The following is an 11,933-nucleotide window of genomic DNA, read 5'->3' as shown; positions in this document are numbered from 1 at the left end:
CCTTCTATTCAGAGCGGCGCAGCAGCGCGTCGGCGGCAATGGCGTCGCTCTTTGTGCATATCAGCGGGTTGATTTCAATCTCGGCCAAGCCACAGGCATGGGCAAGCACATAGTCCTGCACAGCGCGCACGGCCCTCAGGATGGCCGGGATATCCGCAGGGGGCGCACCGCGGTGTCCATCCAATAGGGGCGCGGTGCGCAAGGATCGTAGCGCGGTTTCGACGCTGGCATCGGTTGCGGGGATCAGCAGGCTGGCACTGTCCTGCCAGATCTCCGTCAGCGTCCCCCCCGCCGCAAGGGTCAGCACAAAGCCGTGGGCGGGGTCACAGACTACGCCGATCAGCAATTCCACCACGCCGCCAGTGATCATTTCTTCGATCAGATAGCCTTGTGTGGCCATGGTTTTGGCGGCCTCCATGGTTTGCCCAACCGATGAAAGGTTCAACCGCACCGCCCCGGCTTCGGTCTTATGCGCAACGCCTTCGCCTTTGAGAACTTGCGGAAAACCGACACCCTCAGACGCGGCAGCAACCTCTGCCATATCAGCACAGCGCGCGGCACGTGGAACCCGCAAGCCATGGTTCGCCAGGATCGCCTTCGCCTCCGCCTCGGCAATCAACTGTGGGTCATTCGCAGGGGCGGGCAGCAGCAGTGGGGCAGCAGTATCCGATGACACCCGCGCGGCAATCGCGCAAGCCTCCAACGCCTCCTCCAGCCCGCAGAACGGCACGACACCGGCGTCCATCAACCGGGCGGCAACGTCCTCCGGCATCAGTTCCGGCAGGCTGGCAACCATCCCGTACCGCGCCCCGGTTTGTGCCGCCGCCGCGATGGTCGCGGCAATGGCGCAGTCCCAATCGGCGGGATCACAACGGTCCGGACGCGGGAAATCCGCGATCAGCAACACCATGCCAAGCCCCGGATCGGCCATCGCGGCAAAGGCGGCGGTCATCGCCGGGACATCGCGCCAGATATAGGTGTGGTAATCCAGCGGATTGGCCAGCGCGACCAGCGGCCCAAGGGCCGCGCGCAGGTCGGATTTCTGGCGTGGGGTCAGTGGCGGAAAAACCAGATCACGGTCGACGACCGAATCCGCTGCAAGGCTCGCCTCCCCTCCGGAACAGCTGATCGACCCCAGCGTTTTCTGCGTCAGCCGCCCGCCCACATGCAGCAGCTTCAGCGTCTCCAGAAAGGTCGTCAGATCATGCACCCGCAACATGCCCAACCTGTCGAGCAGGGCCGCCGCGCCCGCATCCCCACCGGCAAGGGACGCCGTGTGTGACAGCGCGGCCTTCTGGGCCTGATCAGAGCGGCCCATCTTGAGAACCACGACCTCCTTGCCCAGCGCCCGCGCCCGTTCCGCCAAAGTCTCAAACGCGCGCAGATCACCAATCCCCTCGATGTGCAGGCCCAGCGCTGTGACGCGCGGGTCTTCCAGCAACGCCTGCCCGATCTCCGACACACCACATTGCGCCTGATTGCCGGCCGTCGCCACATAGGCGACGGGCAAGCCGCGTTTCTGCATGGTCATGTTGATCGCAATGTTGGAGCTTTGCAGCACCAGCGCCACGCCGCGCGCGCACCGTTGCCCGCCATGCTGATCCGGCCAGAGCAATGCGCCATCCAGATAGTTGATCACCCCATAGCAGTTCGGCCCGAGGATCGGCATGTCGCCCGCTGCCGCCAGAAGCTGCGTTTGCAAATCAGCCGCGCCCGCATCCTCCGCCTGCGCCTCCAGAAAACCGGAAGCGAAACAGACCGCGCCCCCTGCACCCATGACAGACAGGGCCGCAACAATGTCGATGGTCAGGTTGCGGTTCACCCCGATGAAGGTCGCATCGGGCGCGTGGGGCAGGGCATCAACGGAGGCAAAGGCAGGCAATCCCTCAATCTCTGTCGCCGTGGGGTGCACCGGCCAGATATCTCCGCCAAAGCCCATCTTCGCGGACTGCCGCACCACCTGACGACACCACGCACCGCCACCCACCACGGCAATCGACCGTGGCCGCAAGAGCCGCCCCAGATCGCCGGTCATTAGGCCCCCAACGGGCGCAGCAGATCGCGCGAGATGATGTGCCGCTGAATTTCCGAGGTGCCGTCCCAGATGCGCTCCACCCGCGCATCGCGCCAGAAGCGTTCAATGGGGAAGTCATCCATCAACCCCATGCCGCCAAAAATCTGCAAAGTGGTATCGGTGACCTTCGCCAGACATTCAGAGGCATAGACCTTCGCGCTCGCAATCTCCCGATTGGCGGGCAGATTTTCATCCAGCCGCCACGCCGCGGCCAGCGTCAGCCAATCGGCGGCGTCGATTTCGGTGATCATGTCGGCAATCTGAAACGACACGCCCTGAAACTTACCGATCTGCTGGCCGAACTGCTTACGCTCGGCCGCATAGTTCAACGCATAGTCAAAGCACCGCCGCGCGCGCCCGACGCTGAACGCGGCAACGGTCAGGCGTGTCGCATAGAGCCATTCGTTCATCACCGCAAAGCCGCCATCAACCTCGCCCAACACTTGCGCATCGGGCAGACGGCAGTTGTCGAAATAGAGGATGCAGTTCTTGTATCCCTTGTGACTGACCGAGTTGTACCCATCGCGCACTTCAAACCCCGGCGTGCCGCGATCCACCAGAAAGGTGGTGATCCGTTTCTTCGGGCCTTTGGGTGTTTCATCTACGCCCGTGGCGATGAACACGATGAAGAAATCCGCATGTTCCGCGCCCGAAATGAAATGCTTGGAGCCATTCACCACCCAATCACCACCATCGCGCACGGCGGAGCATTTCATGCCGCGCACGTCCGAACCGGCATCAGGTTCCGTCATCGCCAGCGCATCCATCCGCTCCCCGCGCACGGCAGGCAGCAGATAGCGTTCGCGCTGTTCATTGTTGCAGGCCATCAGGATATTCTGCGGCCGCCCGAAGAAATGCGTCAGCGCCATCGACCCGCGCCCCAACTCCCGCTCCACCAGCGTGAAATCCACATGGCTTAGGCCAGCGCCGCCAACTTCTTCGGGGAAGTTGCAGGCGTAGAACCCCAGATCAATGGTCTTCTGCTTGATCGCTTCGCCCAATTCATGGGGCACCTGCCCGGTACGCTCCACTTCAGCCTCATGTGGATAGATCTCTTTCTCCACAAAACTGCGCACGGTGGAGACGATCATCTCCTGCTCTTCACTAAGGCCGAAATTCATCCGATGTCTCCACTGTCCTACAATCCGGAGACTAGCCAGATTCTACAGCAACACCAGTGCCATACGCGACAGGTTTTTGGCGCGAACAGACCTAACCCTTGGCCCCTTGCCCGCGCGCATAGACATCCTCATAGCGGGTGATGTCATCCTCCCCCAGATAGCTGCCGGTTTGCACTTCAATGAGCTCCATCGGGACCTTGCCGGGGTTCTCCATCCGGTGAATGGCGCCGAGCGGGATGTAGACACTCTCGTTCTCACACACCAATTGCTCCTTGTCGTCGATGGTGACCTTGGCGGTGCCTGCGACAACGATCCAATGCTCTGACCGGTGCACATGGCTTTGCAAACTCAACGCCGCACCGGGGTTCACCACGATGCGTTTGACCTGAAAGCGGCCGCTCAGGATCAGCGTCTCAAAGAAGCCCCAAGGGCGGTGATCCTTGGGGAAGGTATCGGCCTGCGCAATCTTCGCGCGGCGCATGTCCTTGACCACATCACCCAGTTCCGCCACCCGGCTACGGTCCGCGACCAATACGGCATCCGCCATCGCCACGGCCACCACATCTTTCAGCCCCAGCCCGACCAGCTGCACCGCATCATTGTCCGACCGCAGGAGGCTGTTCTGACAGTCCACCGCATAGGCAGGTCCCTGCAAGGCAACACCATCGGCATCGCGCGTGGCATGGTCATACACCGCATTCCAACCGCCCAGATCAGACCAATCCCCCTGATGCGCGACCACGCTGAGGTTATCCACCTTCTCCATGATCGCAAAATCAACCGAGATGTCATCGCATTTCGCCCAGGCCGCCGGGTCCAGCCGCAGGAACCCCAGATCGGGCTGTGCGGCATCCACCGCCGCCTGCACCTGCGCCAGCATGTCAGGGGCATGGGTGGCAAAGGCGTCGATCATCACCTGTGCTTTGTACATGAAGATACCCGCGTTCCACAGGTATCCTCCGGCGGCCAGCATCCGTTCCGCCTCCGCCAATACCGGCTTTTCCACGAACCGTTTCAAAGGCACTGCGCCATGCGCTTCTCCAGCGCCGAGTTCCAAGTAACCATACCCTGTCTCTGGTTTGTCAGGCAAAATCCCGAAGGTCACGATCTGTCCTGCGCGCGCGGCTGGCACACCGCGCTGCAAGCTGTCGCGGAACACATCCGCCTGGGTGATGTAGTGGTCCGACGGCGCGGCCAGCATCAAAGCGCCTGCGTCCGTCTGCGCCTGCACCAACGCGGCGGCCAGCAATGCGGGTGCGGTGTTGCGCGCCTGTGGCTCTATCAAAACTGCACCGGGATCAATCCCTGCATCCCCCAATTGCTGTGTTGCCGTGAAACGGAAATCGGAATTCGTCACGACCAGAGGCGCTGCAAACCCGATACCGGACATGCGCTGTGCCGATTGCTGAAACAGGCTCCCCTCTCCGATCAGATCGATAAACTGCTTGGGAAAGCTCTTGCGCGACACCGGCCACAGCCGCGTGCCCGACCCGCCGCAAAGGATCACCGGTGTAATATCGGGAGAGGTCATGTGATGTCCTTCTATACTCACTGCGCAACCGCACGGGGGTGTTTTTGACCTACGCCGCGCCTGCCCTTCGTTTCAAGGATGAATGCCAAAAGCGGCGCGTGCCTGTGGCCTTCACTGGGAATTTTGTTGACAATGTTGCCACAAACACCGGTCACTGTCCGCATTGTGCAAGTATTTCGATAGGTTGATTATGGACGAAGTGAATTTGAATGCGGTCTCGCTGGAGGCAATTCGGAGCCGCAGTGAGGAGTTACGCCACGCTATTCGCCGCACACCTGTTGTGCCCCTGGAAGGGCCGGTGATCACCTCAGCACTGGGGATCGACCACGTCGCACTCAAGCTGGAATGTTTTCAGCATACCGGTACTTTCAAGGCACGCGGGGCATTTTCGAACGTGCGCAGCCTGTCGGAGGATCAGTGTCGTGCCGGTATCACTGCCGCAAGTGCGGGCAACCATGCCATCGCGGCCGCCTGGGCTGCCCGTGCGGCCGGTGTCTCTGCCAAAGTCGTGATGCAGAACAACGCCAACCCCTTTCGCATCGCCCGCGCCCGTGCCGAAGGGGCGGAGGTGATCCTGCGCGATCCCGGTCCCGCCACCTTTGGTGAGGCTGAGCGTCTGGCCCGAGACGAGGGGCGGACTTTCGTGCACCCTTTTGACGGGACAGAGACGGTGCTCGGCACGGCTGCCATCGGATTGGAACTGATGCAGGACCTGCCCGATCTTGAGGCGGTAGTGGTCTCCGTCGGGGGCGGGGGGTTGATTTCCGGCGTGGCGGCGGCGGTCAAGCAGATGAACCCCAATTGTCAGGTCTACGGGGTGGAGCCCACAGGGGCAGACAGCATGTCCCGCTCCCTTGCCGCCGGGCATCCCGTGACACTGGACAAGGTGGCGACCATCGCAGACAGCCTCGGCCCGCCGATGGCGCTGCCATTGGGTCATGCGCTCTGTGCGGCTTATGTCGATGACATGGTCACGGTGACGGATGATCAGATCTGCGCGGCCATGATCACCTTTGCGGAGGAAGCCAAGCTCGCCGTTGAACCCGCCGCTGCGGCTGCACTTGCGGGGCTTCTGCAACCCTTGCGCAGGCGGTTGCAGGGCAAGAGCGTCGGGATCATCGTCTGCGGTGCGAACATCGACGCTGGCACCTATCAAAGCCAGCTTGTCCGGGGCCGCGATCACATTGAGGCGCTGGTGTCTTTCTGACCCCTTGACCTTCCAGTGACTGGAAGGCTTATGTCGCCTGTGAAGGAGTCGCTTATGACCGTCACTGCGCCTGTTATCCTGCCTGTCTCAAACATGAACTGCGGTGCGTGTGTCGGGCGCGTGTCCAAGGTGCTGGCGTCTGTTCCCGGTGCGCAGGAGGTGAACGTGAACCTCGCCAATGAAACAGCGCAGTTTCAGGCCACCGAACCTGACACCCTGTCCCGCGCGATGGAGGCATTGGCCAAAGCAGGCTATCCCGCACGCGCCCAGACGAAGAATGCAGCCGAAGCGGAAGCGGGCCGCGAAGAGACCCTCCACGACTTGCGCCGCCGTTTCATTTTTGCCGCGATCTTCACCCTGCCCGTGTTCATCCTTGAGATGGGCAGTCACATGATCCCGGCGCTGCATCACCTGGTCATGCGCACCATCGGGATGGAGGCCAGCTGGGGGCTGCAATTCGCCTTCACCACGCTTGTGCTGATTGGGCCGGGGCGGGAGATCCTGACCCGTGGCATGCGCGCACTGGCCCGCCGTGCGCCAGACATGAACAGCCTCGTCGCACTTGGCGCGGGTGCCGCGTGGAGCTATTCAACGGTGGCGTTGATGGCGCCTGATCTGCTCCCTGCTGCATCCCGTGTTGTCTATTTCGAAGCGGCTGCCGTGATTGTCACGCTGATCCTCATGGGCCGCTGGTTCGAAGCCCGCGCCAAGGGCCGGACCGGAGCCGCCTTGCGTGCGCTCATTGGCCTGCAACCGGACACCGCAACCGTGAAACGCGATGGTGATTGGGTCACCCTGCCCATTGCTGATCTGACCCCCGGCGATGTCATCCGCATTCCGCCGGGTGCGCGCATCCCGACCGATGCAATCCTGACCAGTGGCAGCAGCGCCGTTGATGAAAGTATGCTGACAGGCGAACCAATGGCGGTGACCAAAACGCAGGGCGACCCGCTGACCGGTGGCACGATCAACGGCAATGGCGCATTGGAGGCCGAAGTGCGTGCCGTCGGCGCTGACACCGCCTTGGCCCGCATCATCGAGATGGTGAAACAGGCACAAGGTGCGCGCCTGCCCATTCAGGGCCTCGTCGACCAGATCACGCTTTGGTTCGTCCCGGCCGTACTGGCGCTGGCCGCGCTGACCGTGATCGTCTGGCTTCTGCTCGGGCCCGGTATCGCCCCCGCACTGGTTGCGGGTGTATCGGTCCTCATCATCGCCTGTCCCTGCGCCATGGGATTGGCCACGCCGACCTCCATCATGGTAGGCACCGGTGCGGCAGCAGAGCGTGGTGTGCTCTTTCGGCAGGGCGACGCTTTGCAGGGATTGAGCGATGTGGATGTCGTCGCCTTCGACAAAACCGGCACCCTGACCGAAGGCCGTCCGACCCTCACCACACTGCGCATGGCCGATGGGGTGACGCGCGGCAAAGCTCTGTCCCTGATCGCAGGGATAGAGACGCATTCAGAGCATTCCATCGCCCGCGCCATCGTCGATGCGGCCCTGGCCGAAGGGGTCACGCCGTCACCAACCACGGGGTTCACCGCCGTGCCGGGGCAGGGGGCACATGCTCTGATCTCCGGTGAAGTCATTCTGATCGGAAACGCGACCCTGATGGCGGCAAATAGTGTTGATATCAGCGCCTTCGCGGCAGAAGCAGAAACCCTTTCTCTGATGGGTCAATCGGTGTTCTTTGCCGCCTACAAGGGGGCGCCCCTTGCCCTGTTGGCCGTTTCCGATCCGATCCGTGATACTGCGCGCACGACCATCGAAACACTCACCGCCCAAGGCATCAAAGTGGCGATGATCACCGGCGACAGCGCCCCTACCGCGCAAGCGGTGGCAGAGGCGTTGGGCATTCCACATGTGATGGCGGGCCTGTCGCCGGAAGGAAAGCAAACCGCCCTCGACAGTTTAAGGAGCGATGGGCGGCTGGCCTTTGTCGGCGACGGCATCAATGACGCGCCTGTGCTTGCACGGGCGGATGTGGGGGTGGCCATTGGGACCGGAACAGATGTGGCGATTGAAACCGCCGATGTGGTGCTGATGTCTGGGGACCCCAAGGGGGTGCTGACCGCTTTGGAGGTCTCCCGCGCAACCCTGCGCAACATCCGTCAGAACCTCTGCTGGGCCTTTGGGTATAACGTGCTGCTCATCCCGGTGGCCGCCGGAGCGCTCTACCCTGCTTACGGTCTGCTCCTGTCGCCGATCCTCGCTGCGGCAGCGATGGCGTTCTCTTCGGTCTTCGTTCTGGGGAATGCCCTGCGCCTGCGTCGGTTGGGGGCGCGGTTATGAACATCGCCGAAGTCAGCCGCGCAACCGGCCTGCCCGCCAAAACGATCCGGTATTACGAAGACATCGGGCTCATCACACCTGCGCGACAGGAAAACGGGTACCGGGTGTTTCGCGACACCGATCAGCACAAGCTCGCCTTCCTCGCCCGCGCGCGGTCATTGGGCTTCGGGATCGACGCCTGCCGCGACTTGCTGACGCTCTATACCGATCAGGACCGTGCCAGCGCCGATGTGAAAGCCATCGCGCAGGAGCATCTGTCGGAGATCGACAGCAAGATCGCCGCCCTGCAATCCATGCGCGATACCTTGGGAGAGTTGGTGGATGCCTGCGCCGGGGATAACCGCCCGGATTGTCCGATCCTCAAGGATCTGGCGCGGCAATAGTCTCTACACCTGCGCCAAAGCCTTCACCGCCTCGTCCAGCGGATAGTGATGGTTTCCCACAAAGAGCCCATTCGTATCGATGTAATCCGCGTGTCGCAGGGTGTCGTGAATGTCGAAATCGAAGTACTGCATCACCTCGTTTTTGGCGAAGTTCCCCGCGACAATCGGTCGACACTCAAAGCCTGCCGCTGTCAGGTCCTTCACCACTTGCGCCCGCGTCCCTGCGTATTCTTCCCGCAGCACCAGCGAAAATCCGAACCAGCTTGATTTGCCAATCTCCTGCTGGATCATGAAGCGCGGATGATCCGCCAGATGCTCTTGTACCAAGGCGCCATTCGCCCGCCGTCCCTCTATCAGCCCCGGCAGCTTCTTGATCTGCTCCCGCCCCAGCGCGCCTGACATTTCCAAAGGCCGAAGGTTGTAGCCGGGCAGGACAAAGCGAAAGCTCTCCTCAAAGGGATCATCGCTTTTCTCCCCCGTCACATGGTTGAACTTCGGCAGGTTCCGCGTCCAGCCGTGCGCGCGCAAGCTGAGCATGACGTGATAAATCTCCTCATCATCCGTCACCACAACCCCGCCCTCCATGGTGGAGATATGGTGCGAGAAGAAACACGAATACGTGCCCATCACCCCAAAGGTCCCCGCCTGCTTGCCGCCAAAGGTCGCGCCCATGGATTCGCAATTGTCCTCGATCATCACGATCCCGCGCGGCTCGGTCAGGCGTTTCAGCGCATCAAAATCATTGGGGTTCCCGAGCAGATTCACGACCATCAGCGCCTTGGTTTTGTCCGTGATCGCCGCCTCCAACGCCTCCAGATCGTAGTTCAGCGTTTCCCGGTCGATATCGACAAATTTCATCCGCAACCCGTACTGCCCCAGCGGGTAATAGGTCGTGGACCAACTGACCGCAGGCACGATGATCTCATCACCGCGTTCCAGCTTCAGATCGGGGTTCTTGGTGAAAAACAGCGCCGCCGTCATCAGCAGGTTGGCCGAGGATCCTGAGTTCACCATCACCGCAAATTTCGATCCGAACAGCGCTGCGAATTCTTCCTCAAACGCCCGCACCTCCGGCCCCATGGAGAACATGTCGGACTTGATCACCCGGTCCAAAGCGTCGAATTCGGCCTGATCCCAGGAGGACGTGGCGAGGGGGTAGGTAAAGCTCATGTCGCGTGATGCTCCAGATAGAATTGATAGGTCTGTGCGATGCCATCCCTTAGCGATGTGGGCGCTTGCCAGCCCCATGCGGTTTGCCGCTCTGTGCTGCACAGTTTCTGTTTCATGCCAACGGGCCGGGTCAGGTCATGGGTAAACGTACCCTCCCATCCAATCACCTCCGCCACGGTGGCGTAATAGTCATTGATCGAATGGTCATGCCCCAGCCCAACGTTCATCGCACCGGGCACATCCTTCGTATTAGAAACTGCTTTCCACACCGCATCCGCCAGATCAGGGGCATACATGAACTCCCGCCGAGCGGTGCCGTCCCCCCAGATTTCCACCGTGTCAGAGCCGCTTTTCATCGCCTCATCCACCTTGCGGATGATCGCGGGCAGCAGGTGTGAGTTTTTCGGATCGAACTTGTCGTAAGGCCCATAAAGATTGCAGGGGATCAGCGTTTTGTACTGCGCGTCCGGGTCTTCGGACCGGATGTAGTCACACAGCTTCATCGCCATGATCTTGGCAATGGCATAGCCCTCATTCGTCGGCTCCAGCGGTCCCGTCAGGATGGTTTCTTCCCGCAGCGGGTTCTCCCCCTCACGCGGATACATGCACGTCGACGCCAGATTGATCAGTGTTGGCACACCCGCCTTGTGCGCGCCCATGATCACGTTTCGCCCGATGGCGATGTTCTCTTCCAGAAAAGCGACCGGGTTGGCCATATTCGCCTGAATGCCCCCCACACGCCCGGCGGCATGCACCACCACTTCCGGCTTGTTAGAGATTAGGTAGGCATCCACCGCCGCCGCATCCGTCAGGTCCAATTCCGCCGACCGGGGTGCCAGAATATCCCACGCACCCGCCGCGTCATGTGCGCGGATATTGCGCCCGACCATGCCGCCGCCGCCGGTGAGGAACAGCCGCAAAGCCATCAGTCTTCCCGCGACAGCTGGGTCTCGTACCCATGCTCATTCAGCACCCGGTCCCGCTTGGCCGCACGCAGATCATTGGCAACCATCTCGGCACACATTTCCTGCACGGTGATCTGCGGCTCCCAGCCCAGCTTCGCCTTCGCCTTGGATGGATCACCCAGCAGGGTCTCTACCTCCGCCGGGCGGAAATAGCGCGGATCAATCCGCACGATCACATCGCCTTCCTTCATGCCCGGCGCATCATCACCCGTGATCTTGTCGACGACCCCGACTTCTTCCAGCCCGCTACCCTCAAACCGTAGGGTCACACCCAGTTCCGCCGCCGACCATTCGATAAACTGCCGCACGGAATACTGCACACCCGTCGCAATCACGAAGTCATCCGGTGTGTCCTCTTGCAGCATCATCCACTGCATCCGCACGTAATCTTTGGTGTGCCCCCAATCGCGTAAAGCGTCGATATTGCCCATATAGAGACAGGTATCGAGCCCCTGCGCGATGTTGCTAATCCCCCGCGTGATCTTGCGGGTCACAAAGGTTTCGCCGCGCCGCGGGCTCTCATGGTTGAACAGGATGCCGTTGCAGGCGAACATGCCATAGGCTTCGCGGTAGTTCACCGTGATCCAATAGGCGTACATCTTGGCAACCGCGTAGGGGGAGCGTGGATGGAACGGCGTCGTTTCCGTCTGCGGCGTTTCCTGCACCAAACCGTACAATTCCGACGTCGACGCCTGATAAAACCGCGTCTTCTGGTCCATCTTCAAAAACCGGATCGCTTCCAGCAGCCGCAACGCGCCAATCGCATCCACATCCGCCGTATACTCCGGCGCTTCGAAACTCACCGCCACATGGCTCTGCGCGCCAAGGTTATAAACCTCATCTGGCTGCACTTCAGACAGGATGCGCGTCAGGTTCGACGTATCTGTCAGATCCCCATAATGCAGTTTGAAATTCACGTCCCGCTCATGCGGATCCTGAAAGATATGGTCGATCCGTTGGGTGTTGAACAGCGACGCGCGCCGTTTGATCCCATGCACCTCATAGCCTTTTTCCAGCAGCAGTTCCGCCAGATATGACCCGTCCTGCCCCGTGACCCCGGTGATCAGCGCTTTTTTCATCGTTTGTGTCCTGTCATCGCTTTGCCCCTTCATATGACATTGCGCAGGCAGGGCCAACAGAGGTTGCGAGGGGCGGCGGAATGGGCCACTCAGGAAAGATCAAATCGAAGG

At 61.3% G+C, this 11,933-nt stretch carries 9 protein-coding genes; 3 read left to right on the top strand and 6 right to left on the bottom strand.

Annotated elements, in window-relative coordinates; translation table 11 throughout:
- Positions 1 to 4: 4 nt before the first annotated feature.
- The 3 genes from Q1A91_RS11540 to Q1A91_RS11530 form a co-directional block, all read right to left on the bottom strand.
- On the bottom strand, positions 5 to 2,035 hold the full coding sequence (locus Q1A91_RS11540; protein WP_299877036.1) for an acetate--CoA ligase family protein: 2,031 nt from the start codon (positions 2,033 to 2,035) through the stop codon (positions 5 to 7).
- Positions 2,035 to 3,195: an acyl-CoA dehydrogenase family protein gene (locus Q1A91_RS11535; protein ID WP_299877033.1), complete on the bottom strand. Its 1,161-nt coding sequence runs from the start codon at positions 3,193 to 3,195 to the stop codon at positions 2,035 to 2,037. The genes Q1A91_RS11540 and Q1A91_RS11535 overlap by 1 nt, the downstream gene beginning before the upstream one ends.
- A 91-nt stretch (positions 3,196 to 3,286) precedes the next feature.
- Positions 3,287 to 4,726 (bottom strand): mannose-1-phosphate guanylyltransferase/mannose-6-phosphate isomerase, encoded by a 1,440-nt coding sequence (locus Q1A91_RS11530; RefSeq protein WP_299877030.1) that lies wholly within the window; start codon positions 4,724 to 4,726, stop codon positions 3,287 to 3,289.
- Positions 4,727 to 4,916: 190 nt separating this feature from the next.
- Here Q1A91_RS11530 and Q1A91_RS11525 point away from each other — a divergent pair, with 190 nt between their 5' ends.
- The 3 genes from Q1A91_RS11525 to cueR are packed head-to-tail and all read left to right on the top strand — an operon-like array spanning position 4,917 to position 8,608.
- Positions 4,917 to 5,933, top strand: a complete 1,017-nt coding sequence (locus Q1A91_RS11525; RefSeq protein ID WP_299877027.1) for a pyridoxal-phosphate dependent enzyme — start codon at positions 4,917 to 4,919, stop codon at positions 5,931 to 5,933.
- Positions 5,934 to 5,987: 54 nt separating this feature from the next.
- Positions 5,988 to 8,225, top strand: coding sequence for a heavy metal translocating P-type ATPase (locus tag Q1A91_RS11520; protein ID WP_299877024.1), 2,238 nt, complete (start codon positions 5,988 to 5,990; stop codon positions 8,223 to 8,225).
- Entirely contained in the window at positions 8,222 to 8,608 is a 387-nt protein-coding gene (gene cueR, locus Q1A91_RS11515) for a Cu(I)-responsive transcriptional regulator (RefSeq protein WP_299877021.1), read from the top strand. Before Q1A91_RS11520 ends, cueR begins: the two co-directional genes overlap by 4 nt.
- Before the next feature lie 3 nt (positions 8,609 to 8,611).
- On the opposite strand, the gene Q1A91_RS11510 is transcribed toward cueR, so the two are convergent.
- From Q1A91_RS11510 to gmd, 3 genes are read right to left on the bottom strand one after another with little or no spacing between them, the layout of a single operon-like run.
- Complete coding sequence (locus Q1A91_RS11510; protein ID WP_299877018.1) at positions 8,612 to 9,778, bottom strand: DegT/DnrJ/EryC1/StrS aminotransferase family protein; 1,167 nt, start codon at positions 9,776 to 9,778, stop codon at positions 8,612 to 8,614.
- Positions 9,775 to 10,704 carry a GDP-L-fucose synthase gene (locus Q1A91_RS11505; protein WP_299877015.1) on the bottom strand — a complete coding sequence of 310 codons (930 nt, stop codon included), beginning with the start codon at positions 10,702 to 10,704 and terminating at the stop codon, positions 9,775 to 9,777. The genes Q1A91_RS11510 and Q1A91_RS11505 overlap by 4 nt, the downstream gene beginning before the upstream one ends.
- Positions 10,704 to 11,822 carry a GDP-mannose 4,6-dehydratase gene (gene gmd / locus Q1A91_RS11500; RefSeq protein WP_299877012.1) on the bottom strand — a complete coding sequence of 373 codons (1,119 nt, stop codon included), beginning with the start codon at positions 11,820 to 11,822 and terminating at the stop codon, positions 10,704 to 10,706. Before gmd ends, Q1A91_RS11505 begins: the two co-directional genes overlap by 1 nt.
- Between the last annotated feature and the right edge of the window lie 111 nt (positions 11,823 to 11,933).

The sequence above is a fragment of the uncultured Sulfitobacter sp. genome (assembly GCF_947500075.1).
In the GTDB taxonomy this organism is placed as follows: Bacteria; Pseudomonadota; Alphaproteobacteria; order Rhodobacterales; family Rhodobacteraceae; genus Sulfitobacter.
This window is presented reverse-complemented; position numbering and strand designations above follow the sequence as displayed.